Source organism: Kibdelosporangium aridum, from assembly GCF_900176515.1.
Lineage (GTDB): Bacteria > Actinomycetota > Actinomycetes > Mycobacteriales > Pseudonocardiaceae > Kibdelosporangium > Kibdelosporangium aridum.
On sequence record NZ_FWXV01000001.1, the window covers coordinates 1,436,738 to 1,459,634 of the forward strand.

Annotated in this window: 15 protein-coding genes; 3 read left to right on the forward strand and 12 right to left on the reverse strand. The window is 66.3% G+C overall.

Annotated elements, in window-relative coordinates:
- Window positions 1-37 precede the first annotated feature (37 nt).
- Complete coding sequence (locus B9C43_RS06055) at window positions 38-1,042, forward strand: hypothetical protein (RefSeq protein WP_143446147.1); 1,005 nt, start codon at window positions 38-40, stop codon at window positions 1,040-1,042.
- A 60-nt stretch (window positions 1,043-1,102) separates the two neighbouring features.
- Here B9C43_RS06055 and B9C43_RS06060 read toward each other — a convergent pair whose 3' ends face one another.
- From B9C43_RS06060 to B9C43_RS06080, 5 genes are all read right to left on the reverse strand, one after another.
- Entirely contained in the window at window positions 1,103-1,777 is a 675-nt protein-coding gene (locus B9C43_RS06060) for a glycoside hydrolase family 11 protein (RefSeq protein WP_033393482.1), read from the reverse strand.
- Between the two features lie 374 nt (window positions 1,778-2,151).
- Entirely contained in the window at window positions 2,152-4,218 is a 2,067-nt protein-coding gene (locus tag B9C43_RS06065; protein WP_084425008.1) for a M14 family zinc carboxypeptidase, read from the reverse strand.
- Window positions 4,219-4,276: 58 nt separating this feature from the next.
- Window positions 4,277-6,967 (reverse strand): AfsR/SARP family transcriptional regulator, encoded by a 2,691-nt coding sequence (locus B9C43_RS06070; RefSeq protein WP_160096367.1) that lies wholly within the window; start codon window positions 6,965-6,967, stop codon window positions 4,277-4,279.
- A 179-nt stretch (window positions 6,968-7,146) separates the two neighbouring features.
- Window positions 7,147-8,154, reverse strand: coding sequence for an SMP-30/gluconolactonase/LRE family protein (locus tag B9C43_RS06075; protein WP_235038450.1), 1,008 nt, complete (start codon window positions 8,152-8,154; stop codon window positions 7,147-7,149).
- Window positions 8,151-9,965 (reverse strand): lectin, encoded by a 1,815-nt coding sequence (locus tag B9C43_RS06080; RefSeq protein WP_084425010.1) that lies wholly within the window; start codon window positions 9,963-9,965, stop codon window positions 8,151-8,153. The genes B9C43_RS06075 and B9C43_RS06080 overlap by 4 nt, the downstream gene beginning before the upstream one ends.
- Before the next feature lie 486 nt (window positions 9,966-10,451).
- Between B9C43_RS06080 and B9C43_RS60440 the strand changes: the two genes are divergently transcribed.
- Window positions 10,452-10,916: a NucA/NucB deoxyribonuclease domain-containing protein gene (locus tag B9C43_RS60440; protein WP_456077593.1), complete on the forward strand. Its 465-nt coding sequence runs from the start codon at window positions 10,452-10,454 to the stop codon at window positions 10,914-10,916.
- On the opposite strand, the gene B9C43_RS06090 is transcribed toward B9C43_RS60440, so the two are convergent.
- The 3 genes from B9C43_RS06090 to B9C43_RS06100 all read right to left on the reverse strand — a co-directional run bounded on the left by B9C43_RS06090 (window position 10,913) and on the right by B9C43_RS06100 (window position 15,132).
- Window positions 10,913-11,692 carry an endonuclease/exonuclease/phosphatase family protein gene (locus B9C43_RS06090; RefSeq protein WP_084425012.1) on the reverse strand — a complete coding sequence of 260 codons (780 nt, stop codon included), beginning with the start codon at window positions 11,690-11,692 and terminating at the stop codon, window positions 10,913-10,915. The genes B9C43_RS60440 and B9C43_RS06090 overlap by 4 nt on opposite strands.
- Before the next feature lie 28 nt (window positions 11,693-11,720).
- Window positions 11,721-14,093, reverse strand: a complete 2,373-nt coding sequence (locus tag B9C43_RS06095) for an erythromycin esterase family protein (protein ID WP_084425013.1) — start codon at window positions 14,091-14,093, stop codon at window positions 11,721-11,723.
- A 202-nt stretch (window positions 14,094-14,295) separates the two neighbouring features.
- Window positions 14,296-15,132, reverse strand: coding sequence for a helix-turn-helix transcriptional regulator (locus B9C43_RS06100; protein ID WP_160096371.1), 837 nt, complete (start codon window positions 15,130-15,132; stop codon window positions 14,296-14,298).
- Window positions 15,133-15,269: 137 nt separating this feature from the next.
- Between B9C43_RS06100 and B9C43_RS06105 the strand changes: the two genes are divergently transcribed.
- Window positions 15,270-16,283, forward strand: coding sequence for a proline racemase family protein (locus tag B9C43_RS06105; RefSeq protein ID WP_084425015.1), 1,014 nt, complete (start codon window positions 15,270-15,272; stop codon window positions 16,281-16,283).
- Between the two features lies 1 nt (window position 16,284).
- Here the strand turns inward: B9C43_RS06105 and B9C43_RS06110 are convergent, their stop codons facing one another.
- Genes B9C43_RS06110 through B9C43_RS06125 form a run of 4 tightly spaced genes read right to left on the reverse strand, consistent with a single transcriptional unit; the run spans window position 16,285 to window position 22,888 of the window.
- Window positions 16,285-18,270 (reverse strand): RICIN domain-containing protein, encoded by a 1,986-nt coding sequence (locus B9C43_RS06110; protein WP_084425016.1) that lies wholly within the window; start codon window positions 18,268-18,270, stop codon window positions 16,285-16,287.
- A gap of 19 nt (window positions 18,271-18,289) precedes the next feature.
- The gene (locus tag B9C43_RS06115; protein WP_084425017.1) at window positions 18,290-20,035 is read right to left on the reverse strand and encodes a glycoside hydrolase family 35 protein; all 1,746 of its coding nucleotides are present in this window, start codon (window positions 20,033-20,035) and stop codon (window positions 18,290-18,292) included.
- On the reverse strand, window positions 20,028-21,560 hold the full coding sequence (gene arfA, locus B9C43_RS06120; protein ID WP_084425018.1) for an arabinosylfuranosidase ArfA: 1,533 nt from the start codon (window positions 21,558-21,560) through the stop codon (window positions 20,028-20,030). Before arfA ends, B9C43_RS06115 begins: the two co-directional genes overlap by 8 nt.
- Window positions 21,557-22,888, reverse strand: a complete 1,332-nt coding sequence (locus B9C43_RS06125; RefSeq protein ID WP_084425019.1) for an ABC transporter substrate-binding protein — start codon at window positions 22,886-22,888, stop codon at window positions 21,557-21,559. The genes arfA and B9C43_RS06125 overlap by 4 nt, the downstream gene beginning before the upstream one ends.
- Window positions 22,889-22,897 lie beyond the last annotated feature (9 nt).

The following is a 22,897-nucleotide window of genomic DNA, read 5'->3' on the forward strand; positions in this document are numbered from 1 at the left end:
TGCGCTTCGAGGGATGGAAGCCATCGGAGGGGGTTTTGTGCACAAACGGTTTGGCATGCTCACCGCGGCAGTGCTCGCGGCAGGAATGGTCTTCGCGACACCCGCCCAGGCGGACACGTGCCGGTGGATAGTCGAGGACATCAAGACGCCTGAGGGATACGACCCGGCTAGCGCCCGAGTGAGCGGCACCGACAGCAAGGGCAACTTCTCCGGCACGGTCATCATTCCGGGCCAGAACAACAGCGCGGTCGTGTTGTGGACTAATGGCGAGCCGCGTGTGGTCAGCGAATTCGCCAACTTCAATTACCCGCACGTCGATGACGAGAACTCGGCGGGCACGGTATTGGTGACTGGTGTTGACCGTGGTGGTGCAGGTGAGTGGGGTGTGTACCTGTACACCGGCGGTCACACCGGCAACGGCACTGTCACCCAGCTGCAGGCGCCGGAGGGATACCGAGCCGATCGCGGGATCGCGCTCAACGATCAGGGAGATGTACTGGCCTCGGCGGAACGCCTCAAGGATGGACACCGTGTCACGGTGCTGTGGTCCATGGTTGCTGCCCGGCCGCTGGTGATCGACACGCCGCTGGGTCAAGGCGTCGATCTGGACGACGACGGCACAGTATTGCTGGACGCGGGCTACACGCACCCGGGGTACCTGTGGCGAGCCGGTCAGATCATTCCATTGTCCGGCAAAGGTTCCTTCGTGAACACGGGAGCCATTCGCGGAGGGAAGGTCGTCCGCACCGAGAGCATGTGGCCAGAGGGCCAGTCCTGGCTTTGGGAAAACCCGGACGAGCCGCGCCCGATCGAGGACGGCGGTACGGCGTGGGACATCAATTCCAATGGTCTGATCGTTGGCGACAGGAGCACTATCGTCGGTCCGTCCGCGGTGTGGCGCAACACCACGTTCCTTGCCGAGCTTCCGATGCCTGATGGAGTCCGGGACGCCAGCGGTGTCTTCGTCGTCGGTGATGACGACGTGATCTACGGCGACGCGTACAACTACGGACCGCTCAAGTGGAGTTGCTCGTACAGGTGAGCGTCCATCAGTCGCGTGGCCTGCGAAAGCGGGCCACGCGACTGATGGCTGGGAGTGGGCTCAGCGCACGGTGATGTTGGAGTTGCCGCTGCTCTGGTATCCCTCGGTCGCCATGATCATGTAGTAGCGGAAGGCGCCAAGGCCCATTCCCGCTCGTGACCACGCGTCGAAGTGGTTTCCGGTGGTGATGCTGCCGCCGGTCCGGCGTGCTTGCCGGACACTCCAGAATTGCGGGAATGTTTTCGTGCCTTCGACCGACGGCGCGTTGTAGCGCATTGTGCGGTAGATGTCGTACGTACCGCCGTCGCTGGTGACTGTGCCTCTGTGTTCGCCGGTCGGCCGATAGGTGCCGTAATTGTCGACGATGTAGTACTCCACCAGCGGGTTGGAGGTCCAGCCGTAAAGGCAGAGGTAGCCGTTGCCGGACGGGTTGAAGCTGCCGGAGTAGTTCACGGTGCGCCTGCTGCCATTGCTCCAGCCTTTACCGCACACGAAGTTCCCGGTGTTCCGCCATGAAGTGCTGTATTGGCCGCCGGAACCCATTGTCATCGACACGGTTCCCTGTGCGTCGGTCCAGAAAGAGTAGTAGAACCCGTTGTGGGTGCCGGTCTGGTTCGTGGTGACGGTCTGCGCGTGCGCCGTTCCCGGCAATACGAGCGTGGACGTGGCCAGCGCCAACGCGCCTGCGCGGCCGATGAATCCGCGGCGGGTGATCGGATTGTCTTCCCAGTGCACGTCTCCTCCTCGCTGAGGGCGACAGAAATCGGGCAGCGCGATATGACCCGGCGTGGGAATGGGCCGGTCGGCGACCGGCGGATCAATTCTCGCAGCGACCCGGATGGGCAGGGGATGGGTCCTGTCGGTGACGCCAGTATCGAACCGGTCACGCAGGGCAGTCAATAACTTTCGGAAAAGTTTCGATAGTCGCGGGGCGGTCGATGACCTGCGCTCCGCACGTAATTCCTGGAAAGCTCGCCGGTGGCCCGCGTGGAATCTGGATTTGATCTCCGTTGCCAGCATTGATCGACCCGGCGGAATCGAAACTTTCGGCGCCCGAATTGCCGCGGGCCCGGGAAGCGCGACGCTTCCCGGGCCCGTGTGTCTTTCGGTCAGCGGCCTTGTCGGTCGTAGTCCCGGGCCACCCTCAGCAGCTCCACCAGGCCTTCGGCGTACTCCTGGGACTCGGCGTGCGCCTCGGCGAACGGCGGCTGGAAGCCGACGCCCTCCCATTGGCTGGTCTGCGGGTTCCAGCGGTCGTTGCCGATCTCGAAGTCCCACGCGAAGATGCCGAGCTCGTAGTACAGCTGGTCGGCCGAGTTGCCAGCCGCCGAGTACAGCACGTCCGCGACCGGGCCGGTGCGCGACGGCCACGTCACCGTGCCCCGCGATGCCGAGATAGCACCGACGATCCGCTTCGCCGACGCCTGGAACATCGCAGCCTCCTCGGCCGACGGCCGTGGCAACGTGACACGGCCCGGCATGGCGTACGCACCCGGCGGCCACATGAAGTACCCGCCGTAGCTGTGCACGTTCATCGCGAACTTGATGTTGTCATGTGCTTTGGCGAGGGCGATGACGTTGTTGGACTCCGCCTCCGACAGCTCCGCCGTGCCTGCGTATGTTCCGGACAGGCAGTTCGTGATCGACGCGCCGACGTAGCCGTCGAACACCGAGCCGACGGTGTAGTTGCGGTTGACGTCCACGCCCCACGAGTCGGCGTTGCGTGGGTCGCGCTGCGCGCCGGTGCAGTGGTTCACCAGGTTCTTGCGCTGGAAGCTGGCGTCGTTGAACGAGTAGTTCGCACCGTCCGGGTTGACCGTCGGGATCACGAAGACCTCGACGCTCTCCAGCAGCTGCCTTGTGGCGGCGTCGGTCGCGTAGTTGGCGAGCAGCCGCTCGGCGAACTCGAGCGTGACCAGCGGCGTTCCCCACTCCCGCGCATGCTCCTGTGAGTAGGCGAGCACACCGATACGCGAACCGTCGCGGTGCGCGCCGATCCGCAGGGCCTGCACAGTCCATGGCTTGCGCGACACCGAACCGTCCAGCCCATCGTCCATTGTGGTCGGTCCGGCGACCGGCATTGCCTTGCCCGCGGAGCCGTCTTCGACGAACGCGGAGAAACGCTGCGGGAAACGCGCCGAGATCAGCGCCGCGATCTGGTCGGTCGTACTGATCACCGCGCCGGTGTTGTCGGTCGCGAGCGAGACGGTCAGGACACGGTCGCGCCAGGTGGCCTGAGCCGGCTGGTTCGGCTTGCCGGGATTGACCGTCTTGACTTGCCAGCCGTTCGGGCCCTGGTCGCCGAACTGCTTGGATTCCACGACAACCGCGGCGTTCGCCGGGTCACCGAGGTAGGCGGTCGCGGTGCGACGGTAGCCCTGCGTCTTGTGCGGCAGGTCCACCACCTCCACCAGGTTCGGATACTGCCGTCCCAAGCGCGCGATCCTGGCCTTGATGTCGGTCGGCGTCATGTAGGCGTCGATGAAGTCCTTCTGGTATCCGACCGGCAGCGGCGGTGGAGTGGCGCCCGGCCACGCGGTCGGTGTCACGACACGGCTCACCCCGCCCAAGCTGGACGACGCCGTGACCTTCGTCGGCTGCGCCGGCAGGACCTGCGGATCAGCGACGTGGTACTGGTACTCGCCCGCGTCCACGAAGCGCTGCAACGGGAACGAGCCCGTGGCGCCGTTCGCGGCGGTCCAGGTGACGGTGATCTCGACGTCCGGATCGGCGATCGCGGTGGTCGCCACCAGCGTCTGCAAGAAAGTACGGCCTTCGGAGCTCCACCAGTTGGCGGACAGGAAATGCAGCGTGTCCGCGGCGGTCGCGCGCTGGCCGGAGCGCTGTGACTCGGCGAAACGCGCCTGTGCGTCGCCCGCGCGTTGGATCACCTGCACGGTCTTCGCGCCGCGCGCGGTCAGCGCGTCAAGCTGGCTGCCGGTGAGAACCAGGTCGACGAGCAGGCGCCCGTCGTCCATCCGGGGTCTGGCCGCGATGTCCGCGCCACTCGCGAGGAGTTCGTCGAACATGGCTTCGGTCGGCAGTTGCACTCGGACGAGCGAGAGCTCATCGGCCGCGGCGGGTAACTCCGCGTTGGCGGTTATGGGAAAGCTGAAGGTGACGGTGGACAGGAGCAGCACGGTGGCGGTCGTAAGACCCCATCCGCGTTTCCTCATGACGCCTCCCAGACGAATGGAGTGACTGGGGTGAATCATTCACCATGACCTGGCGCAGTCAACTAGATCCTGACTGGCCGCGGGCCAGGTGGTCACGCAGCCGCGCGTGCCGGAACTGGTACACGCCACCGTTCTGGCGCAGCACACCGCGTTGATGCGCGTCCTCCAGGAAGCGGATGAGCTGCCAGGGCAGATGTCCGCGCAGTGCCAGCCACATCCGGCTGATCACGAACGTGCCCCATGCCCGGGACAACACGCTCAGACACGCGACGGAGAGCCCGAAAACCGTCCCGAAAGCGATGCCGACGCCCACGCCGGAGACGTTCGGGTAAACCGGGCCGAAGATCAGCCCGCCCGCGACACCGCTCGCCAAACCGTAGGCCAGCACACCGATCCAGCCGAACCAGACGGCACCGATGGCCGCGCCCGCGAGCGCGCCGCCAAGCGCGCTGATCACGATGTCGATGGTGCCGACGGTGTGACCCGCGGTTTCCAGCGTGGGCACGCCGACGGCCACACCACCGGGGAAGGTCAACGCGAGCGCGAACGTGAGTCCCAGAACGAGCGCGGCGATGCGGTCCTGCCGCAGGACGACTCTGGGGCTGGACACCTCGTCCACGTCTGCCGGGGTGCCGAGCCATACCCGGATACCGACCGCGAGGCCCACGGCGATGCCGACGCCGGCCACGATCGGCTTGGGCAGACCCATGCCGAGGCCCAGCGCCACGCCGATCACCGCGCCTGCGGCGAATCTGGCGAGAAACCGCGGCCATGATCCACCGAAGCGCAGCTCGACACGCACTGGCCGGGCGCGCGGTGCGGCCCAGAAAACGAGCCCTCCTGCCAGCCCGAAGGCGATCGCGTACGACCCGGCGTAGAGCGGCCATTCCGGCCGGTTCGATCCCAGACCGCCCGCGATGCCCCCGGCAAGTCCGAACACCACGGCGGACGCGAGTCCGACCAGCAGCACCCTGGCTGGACGCGAGACCGCGTGCAGAAGGTCCCACCAGGCGATGTCGTGGGTGCCGGACCGGTCGAGCTGACGGGCCAGGAACCGCAGCCAGTTGTGCGCTTGGTCAGCTGGGTATTGGCGCAGGACAGTGGCGGCGTCCGGCGGCGCGGGTTGCGATGTGTACGCGGTCGGGATGAACGCCTCGAGGAGGTGGCCTTCGATCGCCTCGCTGGTCGGGAATTTCGTCTCGTCCAGCAGTTCCGCCGGATCGGTTGTGGTCGCGGTGTAGACCGTCCTCGCCAGCGTGACCATCAGCGGACTGGCCATCGCCTGGGCCAGGGGCAGGCCGGGCTCCCGCTGAAGCCGGTCCAGCACGGGCTGCCAGCGTTTCCTCGCCGGAGGTCCGGCACTGAGCAGGAACGCGGTCGCGTCGGCGAGCTGCACCGGCTCAATCTCCACGACCGTCGCCTTGGTCAGCAGGACGCCGCCGCTGGCGACCGCCGCTTCGTATTCGGTGGTCCGGCACGTCAGCACCAGCTCGCCGGTGATGTGGTCGAGTGCCTCGATCGCCGCGGCGTGCAGGGCTTCGGGCATCTCGTCGAGACCGTCGAGGATCAGTGTGATCCGGCCTTCCGACACCAGACGGCCGCCTTCGCCGCCGAGCGCCGGGTATTCCTCGGCCAGCCGCCTGGCCAGCCACGAATGCACGTGCTCGGTCCGCGGGTCCCAGCTCGACGCGGTCAGCAGCACCGGCACCGGATCGCTCGGCCGGGCCCTTTCCAGCAAGGCAAGGGTGAGCAGCAACGCCAGTACCGTCTTGCCCGCGCCTGGCTCGCCGAGCACCACCATTTGCCGGGACGGCGCCTCCTGGAAAGTCCGCACCAGCCGGGCGAGGTCTCCGCGCGCCGACGACACCGGCTGATTGGCCGCGACCGGCCTGCCCGTGATCGACCACCGGACGCTGAGCGGGTTCGGCCGCCGCAACGACCCTGCTTCCTTGGTCCACTGCCTGTGCACCATGTCGGCGAGCTCGCGTGCCGTCCGGTCCGGTGCGGGTGGTTGGCTCGGCACGAGCGTCGGGTCTCCGGTGAGAATCCGCTGGTGCAGCGCCTGCAGCGCGGGACCGGGATCGGTGCCGAGTTCATCGGCCAGGTGCTGCCGGGTCTGCCGGAAATGGTTCAGCGCGTCCGCCTGCCGTCCACTCTGGAACAGCGCGAGCATCACCTGCCCGGCGAGCCGCTCGTCCAACGGCTGCTTGCGCGCTTCGCTGAGCAGCGGCGCGACGAGCTCGGAATGGCGGCCCGTTCGTAGCAGGACGTCGGTGCGGTCGAGTTCGGCGGTGCGTCGCTCGTGCTCGTACGACTCGCGAACGGAATTGATCCATGGCGTGTCCAGCCCTGCGAACGGCTCGCCGCGCCACAGCTCCAGTGCCTGGTCGAAGAGGTCGAGCGCCGTCTCGTCATCCCCGGCCGCCCGTGCCTGAGCGAGCAGTGCCCGAAACCGGTGCATGTCGATCGCCTGCTCGTCGACGACGAGGGCGTAGCCGCCTGACCGCCGCACGATTTCCGCGTTCGTGCTCAGTGCCCGCCGCAGCCGGGTCAGGTAGCTCTGCAAGGTCCCGCGCGCGGAGTGCGGCAGCCCTTCGTCCCACACCCGGTCGAGCAACACGTCGGTCGGCACGGGGTTGTTCGCCTCGATCAGCAGTACCGCCAGCACACACCGCTGCCGCGCGTGGCCGACGTCGACCGGCTCGCCCGATGCGGTGACCTCGACGCCACCGAGCAGCCGAAACTCCACTGCTGACCCCCTCACCTGCGGATTCAATGGTGATTCAAGAGATGTCCCTGCCCGGTGGTGCACCCTTTCACGTCAGGGGCACCCCGGATGAAGGGGCCTGCTTTGAGGGGGGAACAGCTGGGGGGTGGCAGGGGCCGCGGGAGCAAGAGGGCGCTCCCGTCGGCGCCTGCCAGAACAGGTCAGTACGGCCAGCCCGGGACGTTCAGGCCAATGCTGTACAGCCCGAAGTTCCCGGTGTTGCCGCCCGTGGACGGCGTTCCCGACGTGATGTAGAGGGTGGTCCGGTCGGGGCCACCGAAGGCGACGTTGGTCGCGTTACGCCCGGCCGAGATCGTGCCGAGGCGCTGTCCCGCCGGGGAGAACACGTTGACCTTGCCGTCGCCGTAGGTGACTTGGTAGACGTTCCCGGCGCAGTCGACCGTGCCGCCGTCGGTCCCGCCGAGTGCCGCGAAATCAGTTCGCGGTCCAGTGCTGCCGTCGGCGTTGACCGGGTACTTGTAGATCTTGCCGCTGGCGTTTCCGCCGACGTACAGGGTCTTGCCGTCCGGGGACAACTGGACGCCGTTCGGCTGGCGGATCGTGTCGTCGATCAGGGTGACGACACCGTTGGTGACGCGGAAGACGCCGGTCTTGCCGGACATCTCATCCGGCCGGTTCGCGCGCTGGAAATTGGGGTCGGTGAAGTAGACAGTTCCGTTCGCGGCCACCGTGACGTCGTTGGGTGAGTTGAACAGGCGCCCCTGGTGGTTCGCGGCGACTGTCGTGCGCTGGCTGGTCGCGAGGTTGTACGAGGACAGGCTGCGCTGGTCGTGGGTCGCCGCGAAGAGGGCAGTGCCGTCGCGGCTGATCGCCAGCCCGTTGCTGCCCGCGTTCTTGATGAACGTGGTGAAGGCACCGGTGGACGGCGTGTACCGGAGGATGTCCGACGGCTGGACGTTCTGCGGGCCGCTGCCGTCGTACATGTTCGTCAGCAGCAGGGTCTGCGTCGCCGCGTCCCACGTGGGACCTTCCAGGAAGTTGAACCCGTCCTTGATCTTGGTGGCGGTCAGGTTCGGGGACGGCAGCGGATTACCGAAGGGTCCTTCGGGACACGGTCCGTTGGGAGGTGCGGCGTTGGCGACGCTCAGACCGCCGACGGCCAGCACCGTCATCGCGGCCGCGACGGTTCGTGTCGCCCGGCTGATCAAGCCGGCACCGTCCAGCGCTGGTTGGTCCCGCCGGTGCAGGTCCAGATCTGCAGCCTCGCACCGTCCGCTGTGCTCTGATCTCGTACGTCGAGGCACTTGCCGCTGTTGGTGTTGATCAGTTGGCCTGCCGAGTAGGTCCACTGCTGATTGCCGGCGCCGAAGCAGTCCCATAGCTGGACCGCGGTGCCGTCGGCAGTGCCTCCGTTCGTCACGTCAAGGCACTTGCCGAGTGCCCGGATCGTGCCGTCGGTTGACACGGTCCACTGCTGGTTCGGTCCGCCCGTGCACGTCCACATCTGTGGCTGGTTGCCGTTGACGGTCGAGCCGCCGGTGACGTCCAGGCATTTGCCGCCAAGGCCGGTGATCGGTCCGGTCCGGCCGGTTGGCGGGGGAGTGCCGTCGCCTGCCCAGGTGAAGGTCGCCATCGAGCCGCCCGGCAGCTGATAGCCGAACGACTGGCCACCGTAGGAGACCTGGAAGTTCTGCGTTCCGCCGCTGTTGAGCGCGACGAGCACGATCGTGCCGTCCGGGTTGCGGAAGGCCACGTTCTGAATGCCGCCTTCGCCGTACCCGGTCGAGTCGATGCGGACCGCCCCGGGCCGCACGAACTTGCTCAGGTGACCGAGCACGTAGTACTCGGCGTTGTACGTGACGCTGCTGCCGTTGGTGGTGACCACGCCCATGCAGTTGGTGCAGCTGCCGATCACCGGGCCGTGGTTGTTGTCGAGGGCCATGTTCCATGTGGTCACAGTCCGGGCCCAGTTGCGGGTGGTACCGATCGCGAGGTTGATCCCCTGCCAGCGCAGCGTGTCGCGGAACGTGGCCTCGTCGCTGCCCGACGACGTGCCTGAGCACTCGGTGAAGAAGATCTCCTTGTCCGGCTGCGCGTTGTGCACTGTGGACTGTCCACTTGGGTTGCCGCCGTAGCAGTGCCACGCCGAGCCGACCACGTTGTTGCCTGCGGCGTTGTTCACTTGCTGCGGATAGGTGGTGTTGTCCCAGTTGTGGTCGTAGCCGAGCAGCCTCGTGTTCAGCCCGACGGCACGCAGCTTCGGCACGAGGTTGTTGATGATGTTGGCTTGCTGGGTCGCGGACATCAGCATTCCCGGGTAACCGGGTGGGGAGAAGTTCGGTTCGTTCTGCACGCTCATGTACGCGATCGGCGCACCCGCGGCCCCGTACGCCTGAGCGAACCTCACCAGATAGTCCGCGTACACTCCGATTTGGCTGTCGTTGAGGGAGCCGCCGATGAGGTTGTTGTTCGTCTTCATCCACGCCGGAGCGCTCCACGGGCTGGCCATGATGGACAGTTGCGGGTTCAATGCCCTTGCTTGCCTTACCAGCGGCAGGATGTAGGTGTCGTCGTGCGCGATGGAGAACCGCGACAGGCTCGGATCGGCCGGGCCGTCGTTGTAGGTGTAGAAGCTGCGCGAGAAGTCAGTCGCGCCGATCGGTTGCCGCAGCCAGTTCATCCCGATGCCGCTGCTCGGGTTGAACAGGGCGTTCATGATCTCGTCACGCCGGGGCGAGTTGAAGACGTTCCATGCGGCTGAATCGGTGAACGACGCACCGAAACCGACCATGGACTGATACGTGGTGTTCGGGTTCACGGTGATCACGGGCCCGCTGCCGGGCGTCCCGAAGTTCGCGTTCGCCTGCTGACGCAGGAGGTTGGCTCGGTCGGCGGTGGTCAGCCACACGCTGGCAGTGGTCGCGGCAAGCGCGACAGGGGCAGGGATGGACAGGAAGGCACCGATGCTGAGCGCTGCCGAGGCGAGCGCGGTCAGCCGGCGTCCAGTTGTTCGAAACATGACGCTCCTTGCAGGGTGGGAGCACTTTGTTTTGGCCATAAATTTAGTACATAAATTAAGACCGTGTTACCTATGAGACAACGAGAACTGCCTGGCGTCAAGAGGTGGCTCGGGAACACGGCGCCACGCGAGCGCTCCCACACCACCGCCAGAACATGAGAAGAAAACGCGAGTGCGCCTTCGGATGATGCCTTCACCAGGTGAAAGCCATCAGCGGGGCTTGTGGTGCGACTCAGTGCAGCCGTGCCAAGAAAGGTGACCTCATGGCCGTATCCACACGTCGGCGAACCGCCGGGAACATCGCCCTGCTGGCCGCGACTGCTTGCGCTCTTCTCACACCGGTTCAAGCGTCCGCCGTCGAGCCGCGTGCGGCTGACGCGAGCACAGCGGTCGCGGGTGAAATGGTGCAGCGCGCGTCAACCAGATCGCACGACCTGACCGGCGATGGGATACCAGATCTCCTTGCCAGACAACCAGATCTCAGCAATGGCTCGCTCTGGGTGTACACCAACTCCGGCAAGCTGCAGGGAACGTCCACGTTCACGGCCAAGACACTCGTCCGTGCGCAGGACAACTGGTGGGGTTACCCGCACAGCGGCACGTTCGACGGCCTCAACACGTTCAAGGCGCGCACTCAAGTCCGCAAAGGCCGTCCGTTGTGGAACCTCATGCCGACGTGGACCCGGGAGAACCCCGACATGGTCTCGGCTTCCGAGGCGACCGGTGAGATGTACGGCTGCGCTCACACGAACAAGTTCGACGGAGTGCGACGAGTACCCGTTCGCCAGCACCTACCAGAACGCGGCATATGTCGACGGAAAAACGCAGTACAGCTTCGCTGTCCGGCCGATCACTGCGACGCACAACCTTGCGGGCAGCGGGCTTATCGCTGACTGGTACGGCCGCGAGCACATGCTTGACGGCGACAAGTTCTTCGTCGTGGTGCGCTAGGGGCTTGTCACGGTGACCAACCAGCCTGGGTGATCAGTGGTGCCCATCATGTCGATCTCGGTGGTCTCGACGAACGACAGGTCGTTGCTGACGTACACGTACTGGACGTTGCCGTCACCCCGGCGGGAGAACCCGCCAGGATCGCAGTCCCGCATGCTCGGGGAACCCTGTTCGGGCAGGTTGAAGTCGCCGGCGACGAAGGTGGGCCGTGGAAAGCGGACGGCTCGGCTCAACAGGTCCTGGCATTGCGCGAGTGCGGTCGGTGCGTGGTCGGCGGACAGGTGTGTGGTGCATGCGGTGAGCCGGGCTGCGGGAAGGCACGCCCAGGACCTCAGCTCGCGGTAGCCGTCCGCCGCCGTGTACTGGGCCGCGTAGATACCGGTTTCCTCTGTGGTCCCGGCGAGGTCGGCCGCGACCATGATGATGTTGCCGTATTCCTGGTCGCTGTCGCGGCACAGCACCGGTGTGCCGTCGAGGTTGCGTGCCGCCACGAACAGCGCCCGCGCAGGCCCCATGGCTGGCCGCAGCCGGTCGACGTCACCGGAGCACGCCTCGTTCACCGACAGCACCTGCGGCTTGCTCACCCTGACCACTTCGGCGGCCTTGACCATCACCGCATCGCCGCGATAGCAGCCGACAGCCATACCGCCGTGGCAGATGTTCAGCTGGAGGACAGTGATCGTCGTCCCGGTGCTCGTCGCCGCCGCCGATGGTGCGACCAGCAGGGCGAGCGTCGTCAGGACGATGATCACGTGCTTCCACTGTTTGTCCGCCACCCGCTGATGCTCTCGCAGCGGCAGGGGATCAGAAAAGCCGGGTTGGGGTCGTCGTACGCAGGTACACGAGCGCGTCAAAGGCATCGGTCAACGAATCGACCGACATCGTGTAACCGGAGCCGTCGTCATCATCCACATAGGATGGATGAATCATGCGCATAGTCGACGGTCCGTCGCGCCATGCGCGGACCGGGCCCGGCGCGCGGCTGTGCAAGTCGATCATGTAGGCGGGGTCACGTGCCTTGCCGAGCGTCGTGTCGAGGATGCCAGGTGGCGGCGACAAGATCGGGTGGGGCCCTGGCCGCATGAAGTCGGAGCTGATCGCACCGTGGCCGAACAGCATACCGATCGAGACGTACCGTCCGCCAAGGCGTTCACGCAGGAAGCCGCCCGCGTGGTTCGCGGTCCTGATTGCCCCCGGCGAACGGAAGGTCACTCGCGGCGCCGCCGTGGAGTGGATGTTCGCCGCCGAATAGACGATCGTGCCGCCGATGGTGCGCTGCCACCACTTGATCGTGTCGGCGATGAACAGCTCGCGTTCGGACCGGGCGAAATGGGCGAAGCTCTCGTACCAGCCGACGATCGTGCGGGCGTGCTGCTCCGCGTATTCGCGTTCCAGCCGCGAACCGGTCTCCGGCAAGCCCTGCACCAGGTCACTCGCCCGGCGTGCGTGCTGGATCAGCTTTCGTTGCTCCTCGGGTGAAAGGCCCTGGTACCACTGCACATGGTTGCCAGGGGTCGGGCGTACCGGTGCCAGTTCACGCTCCACCTCGGCGAGCCGGTCCGGGGCGATCCGCCGCACGTACGCGGTGATTTCACTGAAACTCATCTCGCGCAACGCGATGACGTCGGTGCCGAGGAATCGCACCTTGTCGTGATGGGTTTCGTTGTACGAGCGCAGCCACCGCACCAGGTCGAGCATTTCCTCGGATATCCAGAACGGGAACCCCATACCGGTGACCACCTGCCGTGGATCTCCTTCGCCGGTCATCAGATAACGGTCGAGCACTACGCCGTGCGCGAAGTCATGCTCCAGCCCGAAAGTCCGGAAGCCCATGTGCTCGACCAGGAATCGCACCATCCGGTGCTTCTGCCGGAACTGCTCCCGCGAGCCATGGGTCGACTCGCCGAGCCCCACCACGGCCGCCGAGGCGGCTATCCGCCGGAGCGGGCGCAGGTCGTCGAGCGGGTCGCTGGGATCGTTGGATGTCAGCGGGGCTGCGTTCCGGTTGATCCACTCGACGACGGCTTGGTCCCGGTTGTCCGGCTGAATGCTGAGCGTGGGCGTCACTTCCTGGCGGTGGACGAGTAGGTCGAACCATTGCGCCAAGGCGCCGCCTGCCATGTACGAGCCGGGACCGCGGTCTGGCAGGCCGCGGGTCTTGATCGGGGCCTGCAGCCAATCGCGTACCGGGGATGGCGCGGGCGTGCGCAGATCCAGCACGAACTCGTCGATACCGGTCTTGCCCAACGGTTGTTCGAACCAGTCGGGAGCTGGTGGTGGCATGACAGCGGTCTGACTGGGGCCGACGCGCACGGTGCCGTGGTCGAAGGTGAAGCCGATTGTCAGATACCGATGGCCGTACCACTGGCGCAGATACGAACCAGCGCTGGGGAAGATCCAGTCCGGGTCCGGCGGGACGGCGATGCGCAGCCGGGGAGCGTTCGCGGTGTGCGGGCTCGCGGCCCAGTACGCGATCTTGTCACCGCTGAAGTCCCGCCACCACTTCACATTCTCGGCAGCACGAGCGTCCCGGTGGACCAGACTGTCCGCAAAGGACAGACTGTAGTGCTCGTAGAACGACACGATCTGACGGGCGTGGTTGAGCGTGATCGCCTGGGCCGGGTTTTCGGGCAAGTCGGCGACCAGGTCACGCACCTTGCGCGCGTTGTCGATGAACGGCTGCTTGTCCGGCACCTTCTGGTACTTCGCGATGTGGTCGAAGATGTCCGGCGTCGCGGGCCGAATCGGCTTCAGGTGACGCCGGAGTTCAGCCAGCCGCTCCGGAGCAGTACTGGCGACGTACGCGTCGATGGCGTCATAGGCCGCCAGTCCCGTCAAGTAGTACTCGACTCCGGCGAACCGCACCTTGTCCGCACGTCCGGCGTTGAAGTCGCGCAGCCATCGCAACACGTCGGCGACCTTACGCGACTGCCACTGCCCGCCCAGCTGGCTCATCAGCGTGTCCAGATCGCCTGTGCCGTTCCGGATGTATTCGTCGACCTGCAGGCCCGTCGTCCACTGGTCTTCCCATGCGATGGAACGGAACCCCATCTGCTCCACAAGCACGCGCATCGTGCGGTGCTTGAGAATGAGCTCCTCCGCGGCGCCGTGCACTGATTCTCCGAGCCCGACGATCTGCGCGTCGCCGATCGCCCGGCGAAGGGGATGCCGTGTCATCGAGCGGAGCCGCGTTGTGCCTGATCCAATCGGGCACCGAACTCCCGGCGGATGCCGCAGGCACACCGGCGAACACCATGAAAGCCAGGCACAGCAGTCCGATCCATTTGCGGTGACTCATCAGTTCCCCCTCCCCGTCACACCCCGAGTGGCATTCGTATCCGGTTGCCCGGCGCCCTGTCTTGAACGAATGGGAACTGCGCTAGGCACCGGTCAATCGGGCGGGTGTGACGCCTGCGAGGGCGCGGAACTCGCGGGTGAGGTGGGCCTGGTCGCTGTATCCGGTCACCTGCGCGACGCCACCGACGGACGGGCGAATTCCAGGCTGCTGGAGCAGTTGCAGTGCCCGCTGGAAGCGGATCACGCGGGCAACGGTCTTGGGTGTCAAGCCGATCTGCTCGCGGAACCGGGTCAGCAGATGCCGACGGGTCCAGCCGACCTCGTCGGCCAGCTGAGCGATCGGGATGTGCCCGTCAGATCGGCACAGCTGGTGCCACGCCCCCACGACCTGTGGCGCGGGCCGCGGTCCGACCTCAGCCCGGACGGCGAGTGCGTTGTCGAGCAACGCCAAGCGCGCCCGCCATCCCGGCGTCTCCCCAAGCCTCTCTACGAGCTGTTCTGCCCTGGGCCCCAACACGTCGGCAACATCGACGACCAAGTTGGCCAGTTCCCACATTGGTACGCCAAGCAGCGTGTACGCCCCGGGCGGAGTCAACTCCACGAGCACGCCTTCACCCTCGGAACGCACCAACATCGCAGGATCGGAGCGCATGCCGTACACCGCCCCCGCGGGTACGGTTCCCGAGTCGGCCAACCAGGGGCGCACGCCGACACTGAAGTCCAGGTTCAGTCGAAGCGATGGCACCAAACGCAGCCGCGCCAACCCACCCCGCTCGTTCCGATACCCCCGATAACTGAGGACTTGTCCAGCCAACGCCCGCCCTGGGACGCCGTGCCTGGCCTCGATCGGGCCTTGCCCTCTGCGGATCTGCTCGACTACGAATCCTCGCTGCGCCGCTCGTGAACGCCTGCCGACCATGGTTCGCCTCCCCTGATGTCCGGTCGCGACCATCGTCGAGAAGCGGCATGGCCTCCTCGTCACGCCAAGAGCGGCATTCGCAGTACGTCCCGCGTCGTACTCACACTGCTTCACGGGCGGCGTGAGACGATGCCGTAGTGCTGCCACCGACGATCGTGACCACGGACTACCACACGGGCGGGGAGCCGTTTCGGATCGTGGTCGATCCGCCGGTGCCGATACCCGGGATGACGGTGGCCGAGCGTCGTGCTCGGGCGATCGATGATCCTGACATCCAGGCGCTGCGGGCGGTGCTGTGCTCGGAGCCTCGTGGACATGCCGACATGTACGGCGGGTTCATCGTGCCGTCGGACGACGATGGTGCTCATCTCGGTGTGCTGTTCTGGCACAAGGATGGCTTCTCGACCGCCTGCGGACACGGAACGATCGCACTGGGCGTGTGGGCGGTGCAGACCGGTCGCGTGACGGCTCCGGCGACCGGCAGTGTGGACGTGGTGATCGATGTGCCGTCCGGCCGGGTTACCGCACGCGTGCATCGCGAGCACAGCCGGATAGTGGCCGTCGACTTCGTCAACGTGCCCAGCTGGGTGGTGGCCACCGACGTACCGGTGACCACTTCCCGTGGCGGGGTAACCGTGACCGTGGCCTACGGAGGGGCGATCTACGCGACGCTGCCAGCAAACCAGGTCGGACTTTCGGTCAGGCCCGAGTGCCTCGGCGAGCTCATCGCGGTCGGCCGCGAGATCAAGTGGGCGCTCAACGACACCGCATATGCCACGCACCCGACCGACCCGCGACTGACCGGCATCTACGGCACCATCTGGTTTGACGACCTCGGTGCCGCAGACGGACTTGTCCATCAGCGCAACGTGGCTGTGTTCGCTGATGGACAAGTCGACCGTTCCCCGTGCGGCTCAGGGACGTGTGCCCGGATCGCGGTGCTGGCGGCCGAAGGCAGGATGCCCGCCGGCACTGTGCTGCGGCACGACTCGATCGTTGGCAGCACATTCACCGGGACGGTCGTGGAGACCGTCGACGGGCGTCCTGCGGTCATCCCTCAGATCACAGGCATGGCCTACCGCACGGGAGAGCATGTGTTCTCGATCGACCCGGACGATCCGTTGGTGCCCGGATTCCTGTTGCGTCCTTGACTTACTGTGTGACGGCTGTCCACCTCTGGTTGGCGCCGTTGGTGGGTCGGTAGAGCCCGATTCGAGCGCCGTCCTCACGAGATTCACCGACGACGTCCAGCAACTGGCCGGTGCTCACGTTGACGAACGCCCAGGTCGCATCGCCTGTGCTGGACAGTATCCAGCGCGAGGCGGCGTTGTCGGTGCCTGCCGCGGCCAGTGTCACGGCACCGTCAGCTGTGCTGAGCACCTGCTTGGTGCCAACGTTGGTGATGGTGTACTGGTCGCGGTTGCCGTGGCAGCCGGTGCGGTTGGTGAGCACCCAGCGCTGCGTGGGCGCTGATGCGTCCGTTGTGCGCTGGACGACTGAGCCGTTCTCGGCGTTCAGTGACTTGCCACTTTGGACTCCGGTGAACGAGAACGGCTTGCCTGAGCCGATTCCGGTGCCTGGAGCGGCGGAACTGACACCGTTGACGACGAAGCTCGTCACAGACCTCGCCGGAACGCGGATGGTGGCTTTCTTGTTGACCACCCGTACCGGCGTGCCGCGGTGCAGTGCCCTGCTGACGTCGGTGATGACCGGCGTGACGGTCGCGCCGTTGCGGATGTTCGCGAAGCCGGACAAGTCGAGCACCACATCACGGTCGGCGGTGGTGGCGTTGGCGTGCACGACAGTTGCCAGGTTTTCGCCGCGCATCGCGACAGTGCTGGCGGTGTCGTTCACCCCGATGATCCGGTCGCCCGGCTTGATGTAGTGGGTGAAGTTGCGCATCGTGTGGTACTTCGTGTTCGTCCGGATCGGACAGGTCGTGAGGGTGGCGTTGGGCGGGCAGTCGAACGGGACCTGGATCTCGCCCCAGTTCATCCCGGCAGGCGTCTCCCCGCCCGGCTTCATGTTGTTGTAGTCCTCGATCGGCTGCCAGCTGATCCACGCCCTCGGTTCGAGCAGCCGCAGATCGTCGGTGATCTGCTTGGCCAGGCCGAGGCCGGGGTCCATGCTGGTGAAGTCCTGGCGGTCCAGCCAGCTCCCGCCGACTTCGCTCATCCACAGCGGCTTCGCCGCGCCCTTGGCGATGTCCCTTGCGACAGCACGGTTTCCGGTGCCGTATGTGTGCACGTTGAGCTGCCCGACCTGGGCGCGGGACTCCGGTGACCAGCCGTACCAGTCGGCTGCGAACAGATCCGGGTTTGTCTCGTCCGGTGTGGACACCACGGCCCGGGATCCCGTCGCCGTCAACGCCTTGCGCATCTCAGGGATCACCTGCGACTGCACAGCCGGTCCGATGTGCGCGCCTTCTTGACGCCCGCCGGTCGGATTTCCGTTACTGCCGAGGGTCGTCTTCCAGTAGTTGGTGTTGGGTTCGTTGAACGGATCCACCGACGACACAGTGATCCCGTGTGCGCGCTCGAGGGTCTTCGTGACTTTGGCCAGATAGGCGGTGAAGTCACCGATCTTCTCGGTGCGCAACTGCTCGTCGGTGGCGTTGAAACCGCCGGAGACGTATCCGGACACGGTGTGGAAGTACGGCGGGGAGTTGCTGAACGTCTCCCACTTGGTCACCCGTTTCTTGATCCGGTCCACCCACCACCGCTGGTTCGGGTCGGCCGCGGGGTTGAACTCGGCGGGATCGCTCGGCGTCCACCAGTCCTTGTCGTTGCGGGTCGTTCCAGCGGGCGCTTTCCACCAACCCGGCACCGCGCCGCCAGCACGCAGATAGGGCGGTACGTCCGGGGCGTTGCCGCCGCCGACGTTGAACCGGGCGATGGTGAAGTTCAGCCCCTCCGGGCCGAAGACCATGTCCGCGAGCTTGGTGCGGATCTGGTCGGGATACCCGCCAGTGGCCTCGGCCATCCACGCCAGGCTCGCACCCCAGCCCTCGAAGGGCTCGTGGCGGTAGGTCGGATCAGGCCGGACGGTGACCGAATCGGCCGCCGTCGCGACGACGGGCACCGCGGCCGCGGTCGCCAGAGGGACGCAGAGAACAGTGAGCACACGCCGGAGGTTCATCGTTGAACTACCCTTTCGTTCAGGCTTCGGTGTGGCCGAGCAGGGGATGGGGCACGAAACTGACTTCGGGGCTGAGCATGGTGTCCAGTTCGAGCACGACGATCTCGTTGCCGTGCGCCCGGACCAGCGGGCCGGGCACGTACAGTGTCCGCTGTGGACCTCGACGCCAGTAGCGGCCGAGCAGGAAACCGTTGAGCCACACCATTCCCTTGCCCCACTCGGCGGTGTCGAGGAAGAGGTCGGCTGGCTGGTCCACATCGAACTCGGCACGCATCACTACCGGGCCGAACGGTGTCGCCGGGGTGCCGTCGGGCCGGAGGTCCGGTATGGCGGTCAGTTCAATCGGCAGGACGTCCCAAGTAGACAGTGGCATGCCGTCAACGGTCGCGCCACCGATGATGCCCTTCGGCTCACCGATCCGCGGTCCGTAGTCGACCCGGCCCAGGTCTTCCACGAGGACCAGCAGTTCCCCGTTCGACCTGGGCAACGCGATTGCGCGGTCGTGATGTTCCCTGAGCAGTGTGCCGATCTGGTTGCCGTCGACGAACACCGTTGCGCGGTCACGGATCTCGCCGAAGGTCAGCACACTTGGCCGATCACCGTCGATTCGCGTGCGCAGCAGGGCAAGGCGAGGAATGGGTGACAGCTCGTCGAACGTGGGAAGGTGGTCGTATGACTGCCACGATTTCCACCGCTGTGGTGCGTCAAGTAGCCGTACGGGGTCGCGCAGCTCGACGGTGAGTGTGGGAGCGGGCTGTGGCGGGAGGGGCACGCTGTCGGGCACCTTGTGGTAGCGGGCGATCACCTCCCGGAAGGCGTGGTATTTACGCGTGGGATTGCCCGCTTCGTCCAGTGGTGCGTCGTAGTCGTACGAGGTCACCAGCGGCTGGTAGACACCTTTGTCGTTGGCGCCGTTGGTGAGGCCGAAATTGGTCCCGCCGTGGAACATGTACAGGTTGACCGACGCGCCCGCGGCGAGCAGTGCGTCAAGGTCGGCCGCTGACTCCTCGACCGGCGTGGTGTGGTGGTGTGCGCCCCAGTGGTCGAACCAGCCATCCCAGAACTCGCTGCACATCAGTGGCCCGGTGGGCTGGTGGGCGCGCAGTGTGGCGAGGCGTTCGGTGCTCCGCGAGCCGAAGGACGCGGTGCGGTGCAGCCCGTCCAGGCTTCCGGCCGCGAGCATCTCCGGAGTCGGCTGGTCCACAGTGGTCAGTGGGACGGTGATCCCGGCGTCCCGGGTGTACCGGGCGAGCTCGGCGAGGTAGCGCTTGTCGTCGCCGAACGCACCGTACTCGTTCTCGACCTGAACCAGCAGGACCGGGCCGCCGCGGTCGATCTGGTGCGGCACGACGACATCGAAGACTTGGTTGAGGTACTCACGGACAGCGGCGAGATAGCGCGGCTCGTACTGGCGTACGCCGACCTGCGGGTCGCGGAACAACCAGGCCGGCAAGCCGCCGTTGTCCCATTCGGCGCAGATGTACGGGCCAGGCCGGACGATGGCGTACATCCCGGCTTCGGCGATCATGCGGAGGAACCGGTCAAGGTCCAGGCCGCCGGACAGGTCGAACGTGCCGGGCGTGGGGGAGTGGGCGTTCCAGGCGACGTACGTCTCGATGGTGTTCAGGCCCATCTGACGGGCCTTCTCGATGCGGTCGGCCCACAGGTCCGGATGCACCCGGAAGTAGTGCAGCGCGCCGGAAATGATCTGGAACGGGCGGCCGTCCAGCAGGAAGTCGGTCTCGCCGACCCTGAACTCAGGCATCCCGGCCGCCGAGCCGGAGTACGGTCCAGGACAGCGGTGGAAGGATCGCGGTGATGGTGGTTCCTCCGTGGTGTGAGGCCGCCGTGACCCCTGCCAGCCTCGTGGGCTGGACAGGTTGCGACTCGGCTGTATTGGTGGCGTGGCGGGTGAGCCCGTCGGGTGTGGCGATGGTCCAGGCGTCCGCAAGGCTCATGTCTGCTCCGCGAACGCAGAAGCGGACCTCGGTGGCCGACGCCGTCGCACGGTTGGTGAGGAAAACCGCGCAGTGTCCGGAGTCCACGGTCGCCGCGGCGTCAACGATGTCCACTTCACCGTGCTGAGTGGTGTGGATCCGTGCCCCGTTGACGGTCAGCCGCAAGCTCGACCCGCGAGCGGAGGCGGCGGCGAGCCGGAACGGGTGGAAGATCGTCTGACGCCAGGACGGGCCGCCAGGTTCGGAGCGGATGGGCGCGATGACGTTCACCAGTTGCGCCTGGTTGGCCATGCTGACCCGGTCGACGTTGCGCAGCAGGCAGCTCAGCAACGAACCGACGACGACGGCATCGGTGACCGTGTAGGTGTCCTCGATGATCTTCGGCCGCTGCTGCCAGCCCTCGGCGGCCAGCCGGGCGGAGTCGACGTCGTTCCACCGGCGCAGGTCCCAGCTGTTCCACTCGTCGACACTGATCCCGATCTTCTTGTCCAGCCTGAGGTTCGCCAGCGTCTCGTCGATGATCCCGGCAGTGGCGCGGATGTAGCCGTCCAGTGCGGCCGCGCTGGCGAGGTAGCTGTCGGTGTCGCCGTCGATCTCCTGGTAGTAGGCGTGCAGCGAGATGTGGTCCACCAGCGCGGCGGTGTGGCGCAGCACCGTGCGTTCCCATGATCCGAACGTCGGCATCTGTGCGCTGGAGCTGCCGGCGACGACGAGTTCGAGACCGGGGTCGATCATGCGCATGGCGCGGGCGGTCTCCGCGGCGAGCCTGCCGTACTCGTCGGCGGTCTTGTGGCCGATCTGCCAAGGGCCGTCCATCTCGTTGCCCAGACACCACAGCCGGATCTGGAAAGGACGGTCAGCTCCGTTCGCGCGGCGCTGTTCGCTCAGCGTGGTTCCACCCGGGTGGTTGCAGTATTCGAGGACGTCCATGGCCTCCTGGATGCCGCGCGTGCCGAGGTTGAGCGCGTACATCGGTTCCACGTCCGCAGCTTGGGCCCACTGCATGAACTCGTGCAGCCCGAACTGGTTGCTCTCCACGCTGTGCCAGGCGGGATCGAGCCGCACCGGGCGCCGATCCGCCGGGCCGACCCCGTCCTCCCACCGGTAGCCGGACACGAAGTTCCCGCCGGGATACCGGACCACGCTCGGGCCGAGCTCCCGGACCAGGTCCAGCACGTCACGGCGGAACCCGCGTTCGTCGGCGGCGGGGTGCCCAGGTTCGTAGATCCCGGTGTACACCCCGCGTCCCATGTGCTCGACGAACGAGCCGAACAACCGGCGCGGCACGTGACCGATCACATCGGTCACGTCCGCGTCGATGTGGACAGTCATCCGGCGCTCACGGTGAAGCCCTGCTGGTTGCCGTAGTCGATCAGGGCTTTCTGCCAGTCGGCCAGCCCGGTGTCCAGCGGGGCGCTGTTGAGGTACGACTTGCCGACGGTGTCGTTGTAGATGCTGTTGGCGTACAGCTGGTACGGCAGATAGCTCCAGCCCTTGGCGACGTCGTTGGCGGCCTGGGTGAGCACCTGGTTGATCTTCTGCCCGCCGAAGTAGGGCACGGCTTCGTCGATGAACGCCGGCGAGGCCAGGTCGGCCTTGGTGGCCGGGAAGCCGTCGCTGTCGAGGAAGATCTTGACCCCGTTGCCGTTGTTGAGCCAACGCACGAAAGCCGCGGCCAGCGCCTGGTTGGTGCTCTGCTTGAGGACCGACTGCGTACTGCCGCCGTTCTCCGCGGTGACCGGCTTGCCGTCATAGGTCGGCATCGGTGCCACGGCCCACTTCCCGGCCCCACCGGGCACGGATTCCTTGAGGATGCCCGGGAACCACGCCCCCGCCACCTGTGAGGCGATCGTGCCGTCGCCCATCGCCCGGTACCAGTCGTCGGACCAGTCCTTGATGGTGGACAGCAGCTTGCCCTGGATCATCTGATCCCACATGGCCGTCCACTTCTTGGCGGCCGGGTCGGCCAGGTTGATCTTCACGTTCCGGCCGTCGGTGCTGAACGGCTTTCCACCCGCCTGCCAGATCATGCTGGTGGTGAACCCGGCGTTGCCGATGTCGGAAGTGATGTACTTGCCTGGGTCGGCCGCGTGCAGCTTCTTGGCCGCCGCGATGTACTCGTCCCAGGTCTTGGGCACCGCGATGGCGTACTTGTCGAAGACTTCCTTGTTGTAGAACAACGCCATCGGCCCGGAGTCCTGCGGCAGGCCGTAGAGGCCGTTGCCGACCTTGACGCTGGCCCACGTCGACGCGGTGTAGTCCTTCTCGAACGCGCCGAAGCCGTACTGGTCGAGGTTGACCAGCGAGTCGGTCAGCGCGAACTGGGGAAGCGCCTGGTACTCGATCTGTGCCACGTCCGGTGCGCCGGAACCGGCCTTGATCGCGTTCTGCAGCTTGGTGTAGTGGTCGTTGCCGGTGCCCGCGTTGACCAGGTTCACCTTGACCTTCGGGAACTCCTTCTGGAACGCCTCGACCTGTTCCTTGGCCGACGGGGTCCAGCTCCAGTAGGTGATCGTCCCGCCTGCCTGCAGCGCGGCGTCGACAGCGTCCTGGTTGCCGGTGACGGCGGGCTGGTCGGTGCTCGTCCCGGACGAACAGCCGGCCACCATGGCGGTGACCAGTGCCGCTACCGCGGCGATCCTTCTGTGGCGGCGGATCATTGGTGTCCC

Bases quoted from the DNA above. Each gene is read 5' to 3' on its own strand.
- B9C43_RS06065 (WP_084425008.1), bottom strand. From the start codon at position 4,218: ATGAGGAAACGCGGATGGGGTCTTACGACCGCCACCGTGCTGCTCCTG.
- B9C43_RS06080 (WP_084425010.1), bottom strand. From the start codon at position 9,965: ATGTTTCGAACAACTGGACGCCGGCTGACCGCGCTCGCCTCGGCAGCG.
- B9C43_RS60440 (WP_456077593.1), top strand. From the start codon at position 10,452: ATGGCTCGCTCTGGGTGTACACCAACTCCGGCAAGCTGCAGGGAACGT.
- B9C43_RS06095 (WP_084425013.1), bottom strand. From the start codon at position 14,093: ATGACACGGCATCCCCTTCGCCGGGCGATCGGCGACGCGCAGATCGTC.
- B9C43_RS06100 (WP_160096371.1), bottom strand. From the start codon at position 15,132: ATGGTCGGCAGGCGTTCACGAGCGGCGCAGCGAGGATTCGTAGTCGAG.
- B9C43_RS06110 (WP_084425016.1), bottom strand. From the start codon at position 18,270: ATGAACCTCCGGCGTGTGCTCACTGTTCTCTGCGTCCCTCTGGCGACC.
- B9C43_RS06115 (WP_084425017.1), bottom strand. From the start codon at position 20,035: ATGCCTGAGTTCAGGGTCGGCGAGACCGACTTCCTGCTGGACGGCCGC.
- arfA (WP_084425018.1), bottom strand. From the start codon at position 21,560: ATGACTGTCCACATCGACGCGGACGTGACCGATGTGATCGGTCACGTG.
- B9C43_RS06125 (WP_084425019.1), bottom strand. From the start codon at position 22,888: ATGATCCGCCGCCACAGAAGGATCGCCGCGGTAGCGGCACTGGTCACC.